16 protein-coding genes and 1 riboswitch are annotated in these 18,270 nt (G+C 70.0%); of the genes, 4 read left to right on the forward strand and 12 right to left on the reverse strand.

All coding sequences use genetic code 11. From position 1 onward, the window contains the following. Positions 1-144: 144 nt before the first annotated feature. Positions 145-2,346 carry a malate synthase G gene (glcB, locus tag B140_RS0107545; RefSeq protein ID WP_018118752.1) on the forward strand — a complete coding sequence of 734 codons (2,202 nt, stop codon included), beginning with the start codon at positions 145-147 and terminating at the stop codon, positions 2,344-2,346. A 112-nt stretch (positions 2,347-2,458) separates the two neighbouring features. Here glcB and B140_RS0107550 read toward each other — a convergent pair whose 3' ends face one another. Further along, positions 2,459-3,061: a cation efflux transmembrane domain-containing protein gene (locus B140_RS0107550; protein WP_018118753.1), complete on the reverse strand. Its 603-nt coding sequence runs from the start codon at positions 3,059-3,061 to the stop codon at positions 2,459-2,461. 222 nt (positions 3,062-3,283) lie between these two features. On the opposite strand from B140_RS0107550, the gene B140_RS0107555 reads away from it, so the two are divergent. After that, entirely contained in the window at positions 3,284-3,679 is a 396-nt protein-coding gene (locus B140_RS0107555; RefSeq protein ID WP_018118754.1) for a hypothetical protein, read from the forward strand. Positions 3,680-3,690: 11 nt separating this feature from the next. On the opposite strand, the gene B140_RS14560 is transcribed toward B140_RS0107555, so the two are convergent. The 10 genes from B140_RS14560 to B140_RS0107605 form a co-directional block, all read right to left on the reverse strand. Further along, positions 3,691-5,253: a dipeptide ABC transporter ATP-binding protein gene (locus B140_RS14560; protein WP_018118755.1), complete on the reverse strand. Its 1,563-nt coding sequence runs from the start codon at positions 5,251-5,253 to the stop codon at positions 3,691-3,693. Further along, a complete protein-coding gene (locus B140_RS0107565; RefSeq protein WP_018118756.1) occupies positions 5,250-6,188 on the reverse strand; it encodes an ABC transporter permease in 939 nt (312 codons plus the stop codon). The genes B140_RS14560 and B140_RS0107565 overlap by 4 nt, the downstream gene beginning before the upstream one ends. Then, on the reverse strand, positions 6,181-7,107 hold the full coding sequence (locus B140_RS0107570; RefSeq protein WP_018118757.1) for an ABC transporter permease: 927 nt from the start codon (positions 7,105-7,107) through the stop codon (positions 6,181-6,183). The genes B140_RS0107565 and B140_RS0107570 overlap by 8 nt, the downstream gene beginning before the upstream one ends. After that, positions 7,104-8,675, reverse strand: a complete 1,572-nt coding sequence (locus tag B140_RS0107575; RefSeq protein ID WP_040426225.1) for a peptide ABC transporter substrate-binding protein — start codon at positions 8,673-8,675, stop codon at positions 7,104-7,106. Before B140_RS0107575 ends, B140_RS0107570 begins: the two co-directional genes overlap by 4 nt. Before the next feature lie 54 nt (positions 8,676-8,729). After that, entirely contained in the window at positions 8,730-9,200 is a 471-nt protein-coding gene (locus B140_RS0107580) for an NUDIX hydrolase (RefSeq protein ID WP_018118759.1), read from the reverse strand. Beyond that, on the reverse strand, positions 9,145-9,672 hold the full coding sequence (locus B140_RS0107585; RefSeq protein ID WP_018118760.1) for a nucleoside/nucleotide kinase family protein: 528 nt from the start codon (positions 9,670-9,672) through the stop codon (positions 9,145-9,147). Before B140_RS0107585 ends, B140_RS0107580 begins: the two co-directional genes overlap by 56 nt. Next, positions 9,669-10,430, reverse strand: coding sequence for an energy-coupling factor transporter transmembrane component T family protein (locus B140_RS0107590; RefSeq protein WP_018118761.1), 762 nt, complete (start codon positions 10,428-10,430; stop codon positions 9,669-9,671). Before B140_RS0107590 ends, B140_RS0107585 begins: the two co-directional genes overlap by 4 nt. After that, a complete protein-coding gene (locus tag B140_RS0107595) occupies positions 10,427-11,803 on the reverse strand; it encodes an ABC transporter ATP-binding protein (protein ID WP_018118762.1) in 1,377 nt (458 codons plus the stop codon). Before B140_RS0107595 ends, B140_RS0107590 begins: the two co-directional genes overlap by 4 nt. A 74-nt stretch (positions 11,804-11,877) precedes the next feature. After that, positions 11,878-12,471 (reverse strand): ECF transporter S component, encoded by a 594-nt coding sequence (locus tag B140_RS0107600; RefSeq protein WP_018118763.1) that lies wholly within the window; start codon positions 12,469-12,471, stop codon positions 11,878-11,880. Further along, a riboswitch (TPP riboswitch) is annotated at positions 12,471-12,585 on the reverse strand. (Overlaps the previous gene by 1 nt.) Positions 12,586-12,601: 16 nt before the next feature. Continuing rightward, positions 12,602-12,952 carry a DUF2218 domain-containing protein gene (locus tag B140_RS0107605; protein WP_018118764.1) on the reverse strand — a complete coding sequence of 117 codons (351 nt, stop codon included), beginning with the start codon at positions 12,950-12,952 and terminating at the stop codon, positions 12,602-12,604. 69 nt (positions 12,953-13,021) lie between these two features. Between B140_RS0107605 and B140_RS0107610 the strand changes: the two genes are divergently transcribed. Beyond that, the gene (locus B140_RS0107610; protein ID WP_026166131.1) at positions 13,022-13,909 is read left to right on the forward strand and encodes a patatin-like phospholipase family protein; all 888 of its coding nucleotides are present in this window, start codon (positions 13,022-13,024) and stop codon (positions 13,907-13,909) included. Between the two features lie 37 nt (positions 13,910-13,946). Here the strand turns inward: B140_RS0107610 and B140_RS0107615 are convergent, their stop codons facing one another. Continuing rightward, positions 13,947-15,878 carry a BCCT family transporter gene (locus B140_RS0107615; RefSeq protein ID WP_211208152.1) on the reverse strand — a complete coding sequence of 644 codons (1,932 nt, stop codon included), beginning with the start codon at positions 15,876-15,878 and terminating at the stop codon, positions 13,947-13,949. 44 nt (positions 15,879-15,922) lie between these two features. Between B140_RS0107615 and B140_RS0107620 the strand changes: the two genes are divergently transcribed. After that, complete coding sequence (locus B140_RS0107620) at positions 15,923-18,256, forward strand: ATP-binding cassette domain-containing protein (RefSeq protein WP_018118767.1); 2,334 nt, start codon at positions 15,923-15,925, stop codon at positions 18,254-18,256. Positions 18,257-18,270: the final 14 nt, after the last annotated feature.

Below are 18,270 nucleotides of genomic sequence, written 5' to 3' on the forward strand. Positions count from 1 at the left end.
GCCAACCCCCGATCGGACCGGGGGTAGCCCGAAGGGAAATTGGGCGAAATACTTTTCATAGTGATGCCACCCACTTACGATGAGCCACCAAGCGACAGTCACGTCGCGCTTTCATCGTTCGCCACATCATTGAGGAGATCCCCGATGCCTACGACCACGGCCCCCAGCCCCCAGGACGACCGCGTCCAGGTCGCCGGAATGGACGTTGCCCGTGTCCTCCACGACTTCCTTGTCGAGGAGGTACTGCCCGAGATCGGCGTGGACGCGGCTCAGTTCTGGCAGGGATTCGCAGACATCGTGGCGGACCTGACCCCGCGCAACAAGGAGCTGCTGGCCAAGCGCGAGGAGCTGCAGCGCCAGCTCGACGACTACTTCCGGGCCAACCCCGGCCGCCCCGACCCCCAGCAGCACGAGGAGTTCCTGCGCTCCATCGGCTACCTCGAGCCCACCCCGGACAAGGCCGAGATCCGCACCGAGAACACCGATCCCGAGTTCTCCGAGATCGCCGGCCCCCAGCTCGTGGTGCCGGTTCTCAACGCCCGCTTTGCCCTCAACGCCACCAACGCCCGCTGGGGCTCGCTCTACGACGCCCTCTACGGCACGGACGTCATCCCCGAGGACAACGGCGCGCACCGCTCCGGGCCCTACAACCCGGTGCGCGGCGCCAAGGTCATCGCCTGGGGCCGGGCCTTCCTCGACGAGGTGGTGCCCCTCGACGGCGCGAGCCACGCCGAGGTGGAAAGCTACAGCGTGGTGCGCGGCAGCCTGTGCGCCCGCGTGGACGGCGAGTGCATCCCGCTGAAGAACCCCAAGGCCTACAAGGGCTTCGTGGGCGACTTCGGGGATCCCTCCTCCATCATCCTGTACAACAACGGCCTGCACATCGACATCCGCATCAACCCCACCTCCCCCGTGGGCAAGACGGACCGCGCGGGCGTGGAGGACATCTTCTTAGAGGCCGCCACCTCCACCATCATCGACTTCGAGGACTCCGTGGCCGCGGTGGACGCCACGGACAAGACCCTGGGCTACCGCAACTGGTTTGGCCTCAACACCGGCACCCTCAAGGAGGAGGTGACCAAGGGCGATAAGACGTTCACCCGCGAGCTGAACCCGGATCGCACCTACATCGCCCGCACCGGCTCCCAGACCGTGCTCAAGGGGCGCTCCACCCTGCTGGTGCGCAACGTGGGCCACCTGATGACCAACCCCGCCATCCTCATCGACGACGAGGAGATCTACGAGGGCATCATGGACGCCGTGATCACCGCCGCCTGCGCCATCCCCGGCACCCGCGAGGACAACCCGCTGCGCAACTCCGTGACCGGCTCCATCTACATCGTCAAGCCCAAGCAGCACGGGCCGCAGGAGGTGGCCTTCACCGACGAGCTGTTCGGCCGCGTGGAAAAGCTGCTGGGCCTGGAGCCCAACACCCTGAAGGTGGGCGTGATGGACGAGGAGCGCCGCACCTCCGCCAACCTGGACGCCTGCATCCAGGCCGTCAGCCACCGCCTGGCCTTCATTAACACCGGCTTCCTCGACCGCACGGGAGACGAGATCCACACCTCCATGGAGGCCGGCGCGATGGTGCGCAAGGCGGACATGCAGACCGCCCCCTGGAAGCAGGCCTACGAGGACAACAACGTGGACGCGGGCCTGGAACGCGGACTCTCCGGCCGCGCGCAGATCGGCAAGGGCATGTGGGCCAAGACCGAGCTGATGGCGGAGATGGTGGACCAGAAGATCGGCCAGCTCCGCGAGGGCGCCAACACCGCGTGGGTGCCCTCCCCCACGGCGGCCACCCTGCACGCCACGCACTACCACAAGGTGGACGTGGCCGAGGTGCAGCGCCAGCTCCGCGAGGCCGGACGCCGCGACACCTTCGCGGACCTGCTCACCGTCCCGGTGGCCGGGGAAGTCTCCTGGACGCCCGAGGAGATCAAGGAGGAGGTGGACAACAACTGCCAGTCCATCCTGGGCTACGTGGTGCGCTGGGTGGAACAGGGCATCGGCTGCTCCAAGGTGCCGGACATCCACAACATCGACCTCATGGAGGACCGCGCCACGCTGCGCATCTCCTCGCAGCTCCTGGCCAACTGGCTGCGCCACGGCGTGATCACCCAGGAGCAGGTGATCGACTCCCTGCAGCGCATGGCCGCGGTGGTGGATAAGCAGAACGAGGGCGACGCCGCCTACCTGCCCATGTCCCGCGACTTTGACTACTCCATCGCCTTCCAGGCCGCCAAGGACCTGATCCTCAAGGGCACCGAGTCCCCCGCTGGCTACACGGAGCCGATCCTGCACGCCCGCCGCCGCGAGTTCAAGGAGCGCGAGGGCATCGCCTGATCCGGACCTCATCCTCGCCTGATCCAGAAGCGCCGCGCAGAGGGCACCCCGCCGACCGCATGTTCTCACGGTTCGGCGGGGTGCCTTTGGCTGCCGGGCGAGACGGTGGATTCTATTCCTCCAGCTCCGGGTCCTCCGCCCGCGCCTGCTCGAATACCTCCTTGGCCGCAAAAAGATTGATAAGGCCGATCACCACGCCCGCGATCGCGTCCGGCCACGCGCTCCACCACCACGCCGTGAGCAGCCCCGCGAGCAGAATCAAGGCGTTGGCCGCCACGTCATTGCGCGCGGCCAGCCACGCGCCGCGCACCAGGGCGCTGTGTGTCCCGCGCAGGCGGGCCAACAGCAGGGCGCAGGCCAGGTTGATCGCGGCGGCGGCCAGGGCGGTCCACGAGAGCGCGGCGGGCTCCGGCGGCTGCCCGGAGAAGATCCTCCAGGCCGCCGTGGCAAACCCGGCGATACCCGGAATCAGGATCAGCCCGGCCAGCGCATAGCTGGCCCTGCGGCGCTTGCTCACCGCCCACCCCAGGGCGCTGAGCACCAGAACGTTAATCAGAAAGTCCTCAAGGAAATCGGCGGCGTCCGCAAAGAGCGCCGCCGATCCGATGAGGAAGGCCATCGCCATATCCAGGAGGAAACCGGCGCCGTTCAGCCCGGCCACCACCGCCACGCTGCGCCGAGATTTGTTATCAAGGGAAGAGGAGGAGAGCATCATCGAAGGATCTTATACCGGGCCTCCCGGCTCCTCGGAAGGAATCATCCACGGCCCATTCCCGCCGCATGCGCCATGCCCACCACCCGCACCAGAACACGAAAAAACACGGAGATCATCATGCGGCCAGACGCACCGGGACATATCAAAAGATACGCGGCTTTAGCGTTACTCCCCCTTCTCACGGGGTGCTCCCCCAGCACGGGCGGAAAGATCACGGATACCGTGCTCAGCACGCAGGAGAGTTTTAGCCTGAGCCAGGTATTCGAGGAGCCCATCGCGGAGGCCTACGTGTTTTGCACCTACGCCAACGAGGAACGCGGGGAGGAACTGGGGTTTGATCGCAAGAGCTTCTACAGCATCGACAGAAACTATATGGCATGGGAAACGAACACCGGCATAGGCGTGAAATTCCGCGACGAGGAAAAGGAGCCCCTCGTGGAGTGGTTCTCCCCCACCCGCATCAACTCCTGCCCCTCCGCGGGGGACGCCTATAGGAAGATCGACCCCGAGGAGCCGATCACCATAGAGATCGAGAAGGTCAAGTTTCAGCGGTACGGGGTAAGGGAGGTAAAGAATCTCTTTTACCCCGAAAACGCCGACACCGCGCGGGAACAATAAACCGGTGCCGCCTACCCCCACCCCGGCACGGAGTCGATGAGGTTGCGGGTGTATTCCTCGGCGGGGTTGCGGAAGATCTGCTCGGTGTCCCCGCGCTCCACGATCCTGCCGCCGCGCATCACCACCACGTCGTCCGCGGTGTGGCGCACCACCGCGAGGTCGTGGGTGATAAAGAGGTAGGAAAGGCCCAGGTCCTCCTGGAGCTGGCCCAGCAGGCTCAGCACCTGGTCCTGCACCACCACGTCCAGGGCGGAAACCGCCTCGTCGAGCACGATCACCTCCGGGTCCAGGGCCAGCGCGCGGGCGATCGCGATGCGCTGGCGCTGCCCGCCGGAGAGCTCGTTGGGGTAGCGCCGGGCCGTCGCGGCGGGCATGGCCACCATCTCCAGCAGCTCGCCCACCCGCCGCTCCCGCTCCTTGCGGCCGATCCCGTGGATCCGCATGGGTTCCTCGATACAGCGCTGGATGGAGTACAGGGGATCGAGCGAGCCGTAGGGGTTCTGGAACACCACCTGCATGCGGCGGCGCATCTCGAACTTCTCCCGGCGCGAGAGCTCGTCGAGGTTCCTGCCCTTGTAGCGCACGATCCCGGAGGTGGGCTGCAGCAACCCGAGGATCATGTTGGCCACCGTGGACTTGCCGGAACCGGACTCCCCCACCACCGCCGTGGTGGTGCCGGTGCGCACGTAGAAGGAGACGTCGTCCACCGCGCGATTCTTGCCAAAGTCCTTGGTCAGGTTCTCCACGCTGATGACCTTCTCCTCCCCGGGGCGGCGCCGGGGCGCGCCGGGGGTGCCCACGGCCGGGGCGGCCTGCACCAGGCGGCGGGTGTAGGGGTGCTGGGGGTCGGAGAGGATCTCGCGGCTGGGTCCGGACTCCACCACGCGGCCCTGGCTCATCACCACCAGGTGCTCGGCGCGCTGGGCGGCCAGGCCGAGGTCGTGGGTGATAAAAAGCACGGCGGTGCCCAGCTCGCGGGTCAGGGCCTCGAGGTTGTCCAGGATGAGCTTCTGCACCGTCACGTCCAGGGCGGAGGTGGGCTCGTCCGCGATGAGCAGCTTGGGGCGGGCGGCCAGGCCCATGGCGATGAGCGCGCGCTGCCGCATGCCGCCGGAGTACTCGTGGGGGAACTGCCGGGCACGCCGGGCGGCGTCCTCCAGGCCGGCCTCCTCCAGCAGGGCCACCACGTCCTCGTCGCCGGGGGCCTCCGCAATCTGGTAGCCCACGCGCCACACGGGGTTGAGGTTGCTCATGGGGTCCTGCGGCACGAGGCCGATCTGGCGGCCGCGCACCTCCTGCCACTGCTTCTCGGTGTAGCGGGTGACGTCGCGGCCGTCGAAAAGCACCGAGCCGCCGGTGACGCGGGCGCTCGGGGGCAGCAGCCCCATCGCGGACATCGCGGTGGTGGACTTGCCGGAGCCGGACTCCCCCACGATGGCCACGGACTGCCCCGGGTAGACCGTGAGGTTGGCGCCCTTGACGGCGTGCACCGGCCCGGCGGCGTCGAAGGTGATGTGGAGGTCGCTGATCTGCAGCAGCGGCTGAACTTCTTGCGTTGCGTCGGTCGCGCTCATCGCTTCCTCGCCTTCGGATCGAGGGCGTCACGCACCACGTCGCCCATCATGATGAAACTTAAAACGGTCAGGGCCAGGGCCGCCGAGGGGTAGAACAGCACCATCGGCTTGGTGCGCAGGCTGCTCCTGGCGGCGGAGATGTCCCCGCCCCAGGACACCACGGTGGAGGGCAGCCCGATGCCCAGGAAGGACAAGGTGGCCTCCGCGACGATGAAGGTGCCCAGGGCCACCGTGGCGTAGACCACGATGGGGGCGGCGGAGTTGGGCACGATGTGGGTGGCCAGGGTCTTCCACCCCGGCTGGCCCATCGCGCGGGCCGCCGTGACATACTCCTCGTTCTTCACGCTCATCACCGTGCCGCGCGTGATGCGCGCGATGCTGGTCCAGCCGAAGATCCCCAGCACGAGCACCACGGTCAGGATGGTGCGGTGGTCGCGGAACATCTGCATGACCACGACCGCCGCGAGCACCAGGGGCACCGCGAAGAACACGTCCGTGAGGCGGGAGAGGACGGCGTCCGCCACGCCCCCGAAGTACCCCGCCACGGCGCCCACGAGGGTGCCGATGAGCACCACGAGGGCCGTGGTGAGCACGCCCACCGCCACCGAGGCCCGGGCCCCGTAGACGGTGCGGGCGTAGATGTCGCAGCCCTGGCGGTCAAACCCGAAGGGGTGTCCGGACTCCGGCCCGGCGAGCGAGCGGGCCAGGTCGCAGGCGCGCGGGTCGCCCGAGCTAAAGAGCTGCGGGAAGGCGGCCACGAGCACCGCCAGGAGGATCAGGGCGGCGCTGACCCAAAACAGCGGGCGGCGCCGCAGGTAGGACCACGCCACCGCCCACTGGGAAAGGGGCGCGGCCGGGGCCTGCGCGGTGGCGCGATCCTGTGCGGGGGGATTGACGTCCGCGACGAAATGCTCTTGGTGGGGGTAGTTAGGCATAGCGAATCCTCGGGTCGAGCACGGCGTAGATGATGTCCACGAGCAGGTTGGCCAGGATGTACACGATCACCAGCACGGTGGCGATGGAGACCACGGTGCTCGGCTCCCCCTTGAGGATCGCCTGGTAGATCGCCCCTCCCACGCCGTTGATGCCAAAGATGCCCTCGGTGACGATGGCCCCGCCCATGAGCGCGCCCAGGTCCGCGCCGAGGAAGGTGACCACCGGGATGAGGGAGTTGCGCAGCACGTGGTGCGTCATCACGCGGCGGGAGGAAAGGCCCTTGGCCCGGGCGGTGCGCACGTAATCCGCCTGGAGGTTCTCGCTGACGGACTGGCGGGTGAGCCGCAACACGTAGGCGAAGGAGAGGGCCCCGAGCACCACCGCGGGGAGGATGAGCGCCGCGAGGGACTCGTTGCTGCCCACCGTGGCGGGCAGCAGCTCCCACTTGACGCCCACCAGGAACTGCAGGACGAAGCCGATGACGAAGGAGGGCACGGCGATGACGAGCAGGGAGAGCACCAGCACGGTGGAGTCGAAGATCCCGCCCTTGCGCACCCCGGCGATCACGCCGAAGAGCACGCCAAAGACGGCCTCGAAGATCAGCGCCATCACGGCCAGCACGATGGTCACCGGGAAGGCCCGCGCCATGACCTCGGAGACGGGCTGCCCGGAGAAGGTGGTGCCAAAGTCCAGGGCGAAGATCCCCTTGATGTACAGCAGGTACTGCACCAGGAAGGGCTTGTCCAGGTGGTATTCCTCCTCGATGGCCTGGCGCGCGGCCTCGGAGAGGCCCCGATCGCCGCCCAGGGCGGCCACCGGGTCGCCCGGCATGAGGAACACCAGGGAGTACAGGAGGAAGGTGGCCCCGAAGAACACGGGGAGCATCTGAAGCAGGCGGCGGCCCACATAGCGCATCATCGCTGGACCCTCCTGACGTCGTTGAGCATCGCCAGGCCGTTCCAGGCGAACACCACGGACTCGGCGTCCTCGCTGTGCCCGCCCACGGTGTTGGCGTACCACAGCGGGATGGTGGTCAGGTCCTTGAACAACTGCTCCTGGGCCAGGTTGTAGTGCTCGTTGGCCTCCTCCGCCGTGGCAGAGGCCTTGCCCAGGGCGAGCTGCTCGTCCACCACGGGGTTGGAGTAGTCGCTATCGTTGCCGCTGCCGTTGGTGGCAAAGGTGGCCTGGAGGAAGTCGCTGAGCACGGGGACGTCGGCCTGCCACCCGGAGCGGAAGGCGCCGCTGGTGGCGCGCTGTTTGACGTCGTCGCGCAGGGACTTGAAGTCCGGGTAGGGCTTGCCCACCGCCTCGATGCCCAGCGCGTTGCGGATCTGGTTGGTCACCGCGTCCACCCAGGCCTGGTGGCCGCCGTCGGCGTTGTAGGCGATGGTGAACTCCCCGCTCCACGGGGAAAGGGCGTCCGCCTGGGCCCACAGGCGGCGCGCCTCCTCCGGGTCGTAGTCCACCGCCTCCACCCCGGGAAGATCGTCCGCGTGCCCGGGGACCGAGGGGGAGGTAAAGTCCGTGGCCGGGGTCCGGGTGCCCTCGAATATGAGGTCCGTGATCTGCTCGCGGTTGATCGCCCGGGACAAAGCGTGGCGGCGCAGCCTGCCCTCCTCCCCGGAGAAGTGCTCCAGGCGCTCGGGCACGATGAAGCCCTGGAACACCGCCGACGGCTGGTTCACCGACCGTCCCTCCAGCTCCTCCTGGTAGGTGGCAAAGGCGGTGTCCGGGAGGGTGTCGAGGACGTCGAGGTTGTTGGCCAGCAGGTCCGCGTAGGCCGCGTCCAGGGTGGCGTAGAAGAGGAACTTCACGCCGTCGTTGTGCACCCGCTTGGAGCCCTCGTAGTGCTCGTTGGGCACCAGGCGGATGCTGTCGTAGTGCGTCCACTCCTTGACCGCGTAGGGGCCGTTGCCCACCGGCTTTTGGCCGAAGGCCTCCATGTCCTCGAAGGCGGAGTCCGGGAGCGGAAAGTAGGCCTGGTAGCCGAGCTGGGTGGCAAAGTCCGTCTGCACGTCCTTGAGCGCCACGGTGAAGGTGTAATCGTCCACCACGTTCAGGCCGCTGAGCTCGGCCACCCCCTCCGCGTAGCCCTCGATGCCCTCGAAGGCGTACTCCAGGGTCTGGGAGTGCTCCACCGCGTAGTTCCAGGCGCGCACGAAGTTCTGGGCGCGCACCGGGGTGCCGTCGGCAAAGGAGCTGGGCTTGATCCGGATGGTGTAGTTCTTCCCGTCCGGCGAGTCGATGGACTCCGCCAGCTCGTTGTAGGGGTTGCCCTCGGCGTCGTAGGAGACGAGCCCGGAATACAGCAGCTCGATGACCCTGCCCCCGCCGTTCTCGTTGGTCATGGCCGGGATCAGCGGGTTCTGCGGCTCCAAGCCGTTGGCCGTGATGTAGTCCGTGGGGTCCTCCGCGCCGCAGGCTACCAATCCCCCCGCCGATATTCCGACCGCCGCAGCAACGGCGATCACCCTTTTCCACACCATGCTGTCTCCTTCACACTTTTTCAGACAGCATAGTCTGTGAAGCCTGCTATAGGCCTAATCTTCCTGGTAGGTACCTAACAACAATGGGAAGACCACGTCGCGCGTCAGCGGCGCCAGCTCCGCGGCGGCGGAGCCCACCGGGTAAAAGCGCGCCTGGGCGATCTCCGCGCGCACCCCGGGTAGCCGGTCTAGCCGCCCGCCCCACTCAAAGACCTCGCACTCCACGCGCCGCCCGGGCTCGTTGGCCGCCGGGGCGGACATCGCACCCAGCGGCGTCAGGTCCTCCGCGCGCAGGTTCAGGCCCAGTTCCTCGGCTATCTCGCGGCGGGCCGTCTCCACCGCCTCCTCGCCGGGCTCCCGCTTCCCGCCCGGAAACATGAAGGACCCCGTGTGGCGCTTGCGCACCGTGAGCACCTCCCCCACCGCGTTGCGCAGGATCACCGCCGCGACGCGGATCGGCCCGCGCCGCTCATCCCCCGGCTCCGCCGGTTCCCCCGACGCTCCCGGGGCCGCCGTCCTCGCCATTGTCGATCCTCTCGTCCGGTTCCAGGCCCGCCACGGCGGCAAAATGGGCGCGCTCCTGCCGCGCCCACGTCTCCCACCACGGCTCATAATACGGATCGCGCGCCAGGGCCCGACGCCGCCGCAGCCCCTCCGGGGCGGTCACCAGCACCGTGCGCACCGCCCCGCGCCGCCGCGCCGCCGCCACGGTCGCGGGCGTCATCGCGCCCACCCCCTCCACGATCAGCGGCTCCCCCTCGGGCAGCGCCACCCACTCCCCGGGCCGGTCGCGCTCCCAGTCCCAGCGATGGTAGCCCGGCGCCCTCACGCGCAGCACCTCCTCGGCCACGATCCGCGAGCCCTCCGCCAGGCCCCACCACCCCGGATAGAGATCGTCCATGTGCACCACCCGGTGCCCCAGGCGCGCACCCAGCGCGGCGGCGTGGGTGGTCTTGCCGGAGCCCGAGGGGCCGTCGATCAGCCAGGTGCGGATCATGCCACCCCCAGCAGCCGGAACGTGCCCGCCGCCCAGGCGCAGCCCAGGGCGATCGCCGGGAGCAGCGCCCACACCGCCAGGGCCAGCGCGTCGCGGCGGCCCACGGTGGCGGCCCGCGCCCAGGTGCGGGCGGTATCGGTGTGCCCGAAGCCGCGCGCCTCCATCGCCACGGAGAGTTTGGCGCCCCGGCGCAGCGAGGAGACCAGCAGGCCGAACAGCAGACCCAGCGCGCCGCGCACCCGACCCCCATCCGCCACACCGCGGGCCCGGCGCGCCCGGCGCAGCGAAGCGGCGTCGTCGCGCACCAGGGTCACCAGCCGCGCCGCCGCCACGGAGGCGATGACGAAGCGCGCGGGCAGGCGCGCCACCTGGGCCAGGCCGTCGCCCAGGTCCGTGGGGTCCACGCGGGCGGAGAGCACCATCACCGGCAGGCCCAGCGCGAGCACGCGCAGCACCACCGCCAGGGCGAGCGAGAGGGAGTTATCCGTGACGTGAACGGTGAGGAAGGAGAAGTGCTCCCGGCCGCCGGGACGCCCGTAGAGCAGCATGGACAGGCCCGTGACCGGGGCGATCGCCAGCAGCGGGAGGGCGCGCCGCACCAGCGCGCGCAGCGGCAGGCCGCACGCAGGGGCCAGCGCGACGGTCAGGGCGATGGCCACGAGGGCAGAGAGCCAGTCCAGGCTCAGCAGCAGCGGCGTGGTGGACGCCATCATGGCCGCCAGCCGAGTCACGGGGTTGACCCCGCGCATGAGCCTCATGGCCGCTCCCCTCCCGGCGCGCCGTGGCCTCCGTCGTTGCCGTGGCCCTCGCTCCGCCCGGGTATGTGCAGGTGCTGATCGCCCAGGGCGCGCACGAATTCCTCGTCGTGGGTGATGGATACCACCGTGGTGCCCCGCTCGGTCAGCCCCCGCAGCAGGCCGACCAGCTCCGCGAAGGTGGCGTCGTCCTGGCCGAAGGTGGGCTCGTCCAGCACCACCAGGGCGGGATCACCCATCAGGGCCGTGGCCACGGAGAGGCGGCGCTTCTCTCCCCCCGAGAGCGTGTAGGGGTTGGCCCCGCGCAGGCGGGTCAGCCGCAGGCGCTCCATCAGCTCCTCGGCGCGCGCGGCGGGTCCGCCCACCAGCAGGTCCTCCTCCACGGTGCGGGCCACGAACTGGTGCTCCGGGTTCTGGAACACGGTGCCGATGCGCCGCGCGAGGTCCCGGGAGCGCCAGCGGTGCGGCGGGGCGCTCAGGCCCCGGGCGAGGTCCGGGTGCAGGAGCAGCCGCCCCGCGCGCGGGGCCACCAGCCCGCCGAGCACCATCGCGAGCTGCGTCTTGCCCGCCCCGTTGGGGCCGGTGATCACCGTGGAGGCCCCGCGCGGCAGGCGCAGCGAGTGCTCCCGCCCCGCCGCCGTGCGCACCCGCTCGGCCCGCAGCAGGTCCTCGCCCCGGGCCAGCTCCGGGCGGGCCGGGGGCAGGTGGGGGCGCCTCGGCAGCTCCCGCGCGGTGATCTCGCGCAGGCCGTCCGCGCCCAGGTGGAGAAAGCGCGTGGCCAGGTCGCCCCACGGCTCCGGGCGGTGCTCCACCACGATGACCGTGGCCCCGGTGCGCGCCACCAGGGCGTCCACGGCCCCGCGCACCTCTCGACGCCCCTCGGGGTCGAGGTTGGCCGTGGGCTCGTCCAGCAGCACCACGTCCGCGCCCATCGCCACCACCCCGGCGAGCGCCAGGCGCTGCTTCTGCCCCCCAGAAAGGTACCGGGTGGGGGCGTCCAGGGGCAGGTCGAGGCCCACGAGGTCCAGCGCGCGGCGCACGCGCGGCCAGATCTCCGCGCGCGGCACGCCGAGGTTCTCGCAGCCGAAGGCGGCGTCGTCCCCCACGCGGCTGGCGATGACCTGGGAGTCCGGGTCCTGCAGCACCAGGCCCACCACGCCGCCGACGTCCAGGGTGCCCGAGCGCTCCCCCTCGTCCTGCCCGCCGAGCACGCCCGCGAGCGCCCCCAGCAGCGTGGACTTTCCGGCCCCGGAGTCCCCGGTGAGCACGATCCGCTCGCCGGGGGCCACGTCGAGGTCGATGCCCGCCAGGGCCGCCCGGGCGCGGGTGGCGTGGCGCCAGCCGAAGCCGCGCGCGCGGATGGCCCCCGGTTCCACCCCCGCCCCGCGCGGGTGATGGGCCGGACGCGGGGTCCGCGCCCCCCGCCTGCGTGCCCCCTGCCTGCCCCGCGTCATGCGACCCCGCGCGCCTCGCGCCCGGCGGCGAAGCGATCCAGCGCGCCCGTGCGCGCCAGGGCCCCGACCAGGGCGTGGCCGAGCACCCCCGCCAGCAGCGCCCCGGAGACCAGCAGGCAGGAGAGGTAGATGAGGTTGTATTCCAGGCTCTTGGCGAGGTTCGAGGCGGTGAACAGCTCCAGGAGGAAGGCCCCCGCCGCAGCCCCCACCCCCGCCAGCGCGGCGGTGGGCAGCCGGAAGGAGCGATACAGCGTCAGCGCGAACACCAGCTCCGCCCCGAGTCCCTGGGCGATGCCCGAATAGATGGTACTCACCCCCCACTGGCTGCCCAGGAGCATGGAGGCGATCGCCGCGAGGACCTCCACGAACAGCGCCGCGCCGGGCTTGCGGATCACCAGCCCGCCGAGGACCCCGCCGATCAGCCAGATCCCCGTGGCCAGCCCGCCCAGGCCCGGGGTGAGCGCGTCCATCGCGTTGAGCCACAGCGACCCCAGGAAGTTCCACGTCACAAAGATCAGCCCGCAGGCCAGGCCCAGCACGGCGGCCACCACGATGTCCACCACGCGCCACGGCGTGACGCGCACACCCATCCCACCCATATTCATCCTCCCTAGCGCCGGTACTAACCGGATCAGGTTCATACGGTTTGCCGCGCAGCGCGGCATCTCAGCCCAGCGCTCGGCCGGGCACCCGTGTTATGTCTTTGCGCAAGATTATAGGCTAATCCAGGTCCTCCACGCCCCAGGCGCTGCCCTCCGCGCCGCCCGCGCGGCGCCACCGCACCCGCAGCTCGTCCCTGGCGCCAAAGCGCACCAGGTGCAGGGCCACCACGCGCTCCAGCTCCTCGCACTCGCCCTCTGTGGGGCATTCCAGGTGCATCAGCAGCACCCCCTCGCCCGCGACCAGCGACACCTCCCCGCGCACCGGGCGCTCCGGGTGATCGAAGATCAGGGATCCGCGCCCCGCCTGCGCGTCCCAGTCCGCGGTGATCTTGCGGCCAAAGTGCTCGGCCAACTGCTTGGCGTAGCGAGAGGGACGCTGCGTGCTCACCCGGGCTGTGGAGGAGGTCATACCTGGCAATGTACCTTTCGCGCCCCTCGTCGGGCCGCGAGCGGGGCGCCGAACGGGTACCGTGGCACCATGACGATCGATGCGCCCAACACCGCGCTCGTCCTCGAAGGCGGGGGAATGCGCGCCTCCTACACGGCGGCCGTCGTGGATAAATTACTGGCAGAAGGCGTGAAGTTCGGATGGGTCGGCGGAATCTCCGCCGGGGCCACCCACACCGTGAACTACCTTTCTGGTGAGCGCGAACGCACTCGGCACAACTTTGTGGACTTCGCCGCAGATCCCCAATTCGGGGGCGTTACCTCCCTGCTGCGCGGGCGCGGCTACTTCAACGCCGAATACATCTACGGCCGCGCCCCCACGCTCAACCTCCCCGGCCCGCTGGACTACGAGGCCATCGCCCAATCCCCCACCGAGTACCGCATCGGCGCGGTGGAGGCGCACACCGGCCGGTCGGTGTACTGGGGTCGCTCGGACGTGGACAGCTCCGAGGCCCTCCTGGCCCGCGTGCGCGCCTCCTCCACGCTGCCGCTGCTCATGCCCCTCCCGGAGATCGACGGCGTCTCCTACGTGGACGGCGCGCTGGGGCCCTCCGGCGGGATTCCCCTGGATGCCGCCGAGGCGGACGGCTACACCCGCTTCTTCGTGGTGCTGACCCACCCGCGCGGCTACACCAAGACCCCCATCCGACGCCCCGGGCTGCTGCGCAGCCTCCTCAACAACTATCCGGTGGTGGCCGAGCGGCTCATCACCCGCCACACCCGGTACAACCGCACGATGGCACGGCTGCTCGAGTACGAGCGCCAGGGCAGGGCCTACCTCTTCTACCCCACCGGCAGGCTCGTGGCCTCCACCGAGCTCAACGGGGACAAGCTCAAGGGGTCCTTCGACCGAGGGGCCCTGCAGTCGGCCCGCGAGTGGCCGCAGTGGCGGCGGTTCCTCGAGGCGGAGGGGGCGTAGCGAGCGTAGGCTCAGCGCCGCCTCGCCGCCGCTGAGCCTACGCCGGGCCGTCGTTGGGCTCCTCCAGGTATTCCCCGGTCTCGTAGTCATACCCCACGCGGTTGCCCTCCTCGTCGGTGCGCGCGTACCACTCCACGACCTCCTCGGCCGCGGAGTCGAAGTCCGCGCCGGTGGCGTACTCCCCGGCCTCGCTGGGCTCCACCGCCAGCGCAAAGTTGTCCCCGTACTCGCGCACCCCGTGCACCACGGCGTTGGCCACGGCCCGGTGTTGGTAGTCCTGGCGGATCACGGCGGGGTCGTGCCGCAGCTCCCTGAGCAGCGCCACCACCATGCCCACCAGGATCACCGCAAAGGGCAGGGCCGTGATGGTGATGAGGTTCTGTAGCCCCTTAAGCGCGTTGTCCCCGCCCGCGAGCAGGATCACCACCGCGATGCCCGCCATGCACAGCTCCCAGAAGGCCGTCACGCGGCGCCGGGACTGGGGGTTGCCCTGCTGCGAGAGCTGGGAGTTGACCAGGGAGGCGGAGTCCGCCGTGGTGATGAAGAACACGGCGAGCATCACGATCACGATGGGCGCCACCACCTGCGCCCCGGGGAGGTGGTCGAGGACCACGAAGAAGATGTGCTCGGGGTCGGGCAGCGCCGCGGGGTCGTCGCCGGGGGCGATGTCGCCGTCGCGGCGCTGCAGCCAGATCGCGGTGCCGCCGAGGATGCTAAACGCCAGGATGATGATGGTGGAGGGGATGAACAGCACGCCCAGCACGAACTGCCGGATGGTGCGCCCGCGCGAGATCTTGGCCACGAACACGCCCACGAAGGGAGACCAGGAGACCCACCAGGCCCAGTAGAAGGTGGTCCAGCCGGAGAGGAACCGCCGCATCTCCTCCCCCTGCCCCATGTTGGCCGCCAGCATATCCGGCATGGAGCCCAGGTAGGTGACCAGCACGCCGGGCAGCATGTTGATAAGGAAGGCCGTGGGTCCGGCCACGAAGAAGAACAGCGCCAGGCCGATGGCCAGCACGAGGTTGATGTTGGAGAGCCAGCGGATGCCCCGGGCCACCCCGGAGACGGCGGAGGCGATGGTGCCGATGGTCAGCACCACGATCACCCCGATGGCCAGGGCGTTGCCCTCGCGCGACCACCCGGTGACCACCTCCACTCCGGTGCCGATCTGCAGCGCACCGATGCCTAGGGAGGCCGCCGTTCCAAAGAGCGTGGCGATGATCGCCAGGGAGTCGATGATCCGCGCCGGGGCGGACGTGGTGGGGCGGTTGCCCAGCAGCGGCATGAGGATGGAGCTCATCAGCGGCACGCGCCCGCGCCGGTAGGAGACGTAGCCCACGGACAGGCCCACCACCGCGTAGATGGCCCAGGCGTTCATCCCCCAGTGCAGCGCGGACTGCGCCAGCGCGCCCAGCACCGCCTCCTGGGAGGCGGCCTCGTAGGCGCCGGGCCGGGGGCTGAGGTAAAAGCTCATAGGCTCGAAGGGGCCGAAGAAGATGATGGCGATGCCGATGCCGGCGGCAAAGAGCATGGCCGCCCAGGAGAGGGTGGAGTATTCCGGCTCCTCGCCGTCCAGGCCCAGCGGTATGCGCCCGTAGCGGGAGAACGCCAGCGCCAGCAGCACCGCCACCAGCCCGATGGCGAGGGTGGTAAACACCCAGCCGAGGTTGACCATCACCCAGTCCAGGGCCACGGTGGAGACGTCGAGCACCTGGGCGGGGGCGATGATCCCCCAGGCCACGAACGCGAGGATCAGACCGCCCACCATCAGCGTGATGGGGCGGTCGATCCGGTAGCGGATGCGCTGGTCCTCCACGCTCACGCCGGGCACCAGCGCGGGGTGAATGCTGTGCGGGTAGGTCACCTCCCGCAGAAAGGCGCGGGCGCGTCCGCCGCGCGCGGGTCTTTCGGGGTTGTCGGGTTGGCTTTCCGGCTGGCCCTCGGGGGCGTCGTGAGTAACAGACATACATTCGAACATAACCGTCCCGGGCCCCTAGTAGGATCGCGGGCATGACCACGAGCGACCTGCATGACACCATCCGCGTCTTTGGCGCGCGCGAGCACAACCTCCGCGACGTCAGCCTTGAGCTGCCCAAACGCTCCCTGACGGTGGTCACCGGGGTGTCCGGTTCCGGGAAGTCCTCCCTGGTCTTTTCCACCATCGCCGCGGAGTCCCAGCGGCTCATCAACGAGACGTATTCGTCCTTCGTGCAGGGCTTCATGCCCTCGCTGCCCCGGCCGGACGTGGACCTGCTGCAGGGCATCACCACCGCCATCGTGGTGGACCAGGAGCCCCTGGGGGCCAACCCGCGCTCCACGGTGGGCACGGCTACCGACGCCACCGCGATGCTGCGCATCGCCTTTTCCCGCATGGGCTCTCCCAGCGCGGGCGGGCCGGGAGCCTACTCCTTCAACGTCCCCTCGGTGAGCGCCTCCGGGGCGATGTCCGTCAACGGGGGCAAGAAGGAGCGGCAGGACTTCCACCGCACCGGCGGCATGTGCCCGGAGTGCGAGGGCACCGGGCGCGTCACGGACTTCGACCTCGACGAGGTCTTTGATCCCGCGCTGAGCCTGCAGGAGGGCGCGCTGAAGGTGCCGGGCTACAAGACCGGCGGGTGGTCCTACCGCATGTACGCGGAGTCCGGGCTGTTCCCGGCGGACGTGCCCATCGCGGACTTCACGCCGCAGCAGCGCGCGGACTTCCTGGACAAGGAGGCCACCAAGAGGGAGATCGCGGGCATCAACATGACCTACGAGGGGCTGCTGCCCCGGCTGCGCCGCTCCATGCTGTCCAAGGAGCGCGAGGGCATGCAAAAGCACATCCGGGCGTTCGTGGACCGCGCCGTCACCTTCATCCCCTGCCCCGCCTGCGGCGGCACGCGGCTGGCCCCGCACGCCCTGGAATCCACCATCGACGGCGCCAACATCGCCCAGCTCTGCTCCATGGAGATCACCGAGCTGCGCGAGTGGGCCGCCCGCCTGGAGCACCCCAACCTCGCGCCGCTTCTCGACGCCCTGCGCGCCACCCTCGATAACTTCATCGCCGTGGGCCTGGGCTACCTCACCCTGGACCGCCCCACTTCCACGCTCTCCGGCGGCGAGGCGCAGCGCGCCAAGATGATCCGGCACCTGGGCTCCCCGCTCACGGACATCACCTACGTCTTTGACGAGCCCACCGCCGGGCTGCACCCCCACGACGTGGACAAGATGAACGGCCTGCTGGCGAGCCTGCGCGATAACTCCAACACCGTGCTGGTGGTGGAGCACAACCCGCAGACCATCCTGGCCGCCGATCACGTGGTGGACATGGGCCCCGGCGCGGGCTCCGAGGGCGGCACCGTGTGCTACTCCGGGCCGGTGTCCGGCCTGGAGTCCTCCGGCACCGTCACCGGCGCGCACCTGCGGGACAAGGGCAGCCTCAAGGCCGAGGTCCGCAGGCCCACGGGCGCGCTGAAGGTACGCGGGGCGCGCCACAACAACCTGCGCGACGTGGACGTGGACGTCCCCCTGGGCGTGCTCACCGCCATCACCGGCGTGGCGGGCTCGGGCAAGTCCTCCCTGGTGCGCGCCCTGCCGCGCGACGAGTCCACCGTGTACATCGACCAGGGCGCCATCAAGGGCTCGCGCCGCTCCAACCCCGGCACCTACACCGGGGCGCTCGACCCCATCCGCAAGGCCTTCGCCAAGGCCGGGGGTGTCAAGCCCGGGCTGTTCTCCCCCAACTCCGACGGCGCCTGCCCGCACTGCAAGGGCGCCGGGGTGATCTACGTGGACCTCGGCATCATGTCCGGCATCGCCACCCCCTGCGAGGTGTGCGAGGGGCGCCGCTTTGGCCCATCCGTGCTGGAGTACACCCTGGGCGGCCTGACCATCGCGGACGTGCTGGAGCTCACCGCCGCCCAGGCGGCGGACTTCTTTGCCGCCAAGGACTCCCGGGTGCCCGCCGCCGCAAAGATCTGCGGCAGGCTGCGGGACGTGGGCCTGGGCTACATCACCCTGGGCCAGCCGCTCACGGAGCTGTCCGGGGGCGAGCGCCAGCGCCTCAAGCTCGCCACCCACATGGCGGAGAACGCCACCCGCTACATGCTGGACGAGCCCTCGCGCGGCCTGCACCTGGCGGACGTGGAGAACCTGATCTCCGTGCTGGATCGCCTGGTGGACGCGGGGTCCAGCGTGATCGTGGTGGAGCACTCGCTCTCGGTGATCGCGCGCGCCGACCACGTGATCGACCTCGGCCCGGGCGCGGGCTCCGAGGGCGGCCGGGTGGTGTTCAGCGGCAGCCCCGCCGACCTCGCCGCCTCCGGCACCACCACGGGGCGGTACCTGGCGGAGTTTGTGGGCTAGGGAGGCGGCCATGA

Origin of the sequence: Corynebacterium mastitidis DSM 44356, assembly GCF_000375365.1 — a bacterium.
Lineage (GTDB): Bacteria > Actinomycetota > Actinomycetes > Mycobacteriales > Mycobacteriaceae > Corynebacterium > Corynebacterium mastitidis.

Excerpts from the sequence above, each read along its gene's own strand:
- B140_RS0107620 (WP_018118767.1), top strand. The coding sequence starts at position 15,923 with ATGACCACGAGCGACCTGCATGACACCATCCGCGTCTTTGGCGCGCGC.
- B140_RS0107550 (WP_018118753.1), bottom strand. The coding sequence starts at position 3,061 with ATGATGCTCTCCTCCTCTTCCCTTGATAACAAATCTCGGCGCAGCGTG.
- B140_RS0107575 (WP_040426225.1), bottom strand. The coding sequence starts at position 8,675 with ATGGTGTGGAAAAGGGTGATCGCCGTTGCTGCGGCGGTCGGAATATCG.
- glcB (WP_018118752.1), top strand. The coding sequence starts at position 145 with ATGCCTACGACCACGGCCCCCAGCCCCCAGGACGACCGCGTCCAGGTC.
- B140_RS0107615 (WP_211208152.1), bottom strand. The coding sequence starts at position 15,878 with ATGTCTGTTACTCACGACGCCCCCGAGGGCCAGCCGGAAAGCCAACCC.
- B140_RS0107565 (WP_018118756.1), bottom strand. The coding sequence starts at position 6,188 with ATGCCTAACTACCCCCACCAAGAGCATTTCGTCGCGGACGTCAATCCC.
- B140_RS0107605 (WP_018118764.1), bottom strand. The coding sequence starts at position 12,952 with ATGACCTCCTCCACAGCCCGGGTGAGCACGCAGCGTCCCTCTCGCTAC.
- B140_RS0107590 (WP_018118761.1), bottom strand. The coding sequence starts at position 10,430 with ATGAGGCTCATGCGCGGGGTCAACCCCGTGACTCGGCTGGCGGCCATG.
- B140_RS0107600 (WP_018118763.1), bottom strand. The coding sequence starts at position 12,471 with ATGGGTGTGCGCGTCACGCCGTGGCGCGTGGTGGACATCGTGGTGGCC.
- B140_RS0107610 (WP_026166131.1), top strand. The coding sequence starts at position 13,022 with ATGACGATCGATGCGCCCAACACCGCGCTCGTCCTCGAAGGCGGGGGA.
- B140_RS0107570 (WP_018118757.1), bottom strand. The coding sequence starts at position 7,107 with ATGATGCGCTATGTGGGCCGCCGCCTGCTTCAGATGCTCCCCGTGTTC.
- B140_RS0107580 (WP_018118759.1), bottom strand. The coding sequence starts at position 9,200 with ATGGCGAGGACGGCGGCCCCGGGAGCGTCGGGGGAACCGGCGGAGCCG.
- B140_RS0107585 (WP_018118760.1), bottom strand. The coding sequence starts at position 9,672 with ATGATCCGCACCTGGCTGATCGACGGCCCCTCGGGCTCCGGCAAGACC.
- B140_RS14560 (WP_018118755.1), bottom strand. The coding sequence starts at position 5,253 with ATGAGCGCGACCGACGCAACGCAAGAAGTTCAGCCGCTGCTGCAGATC.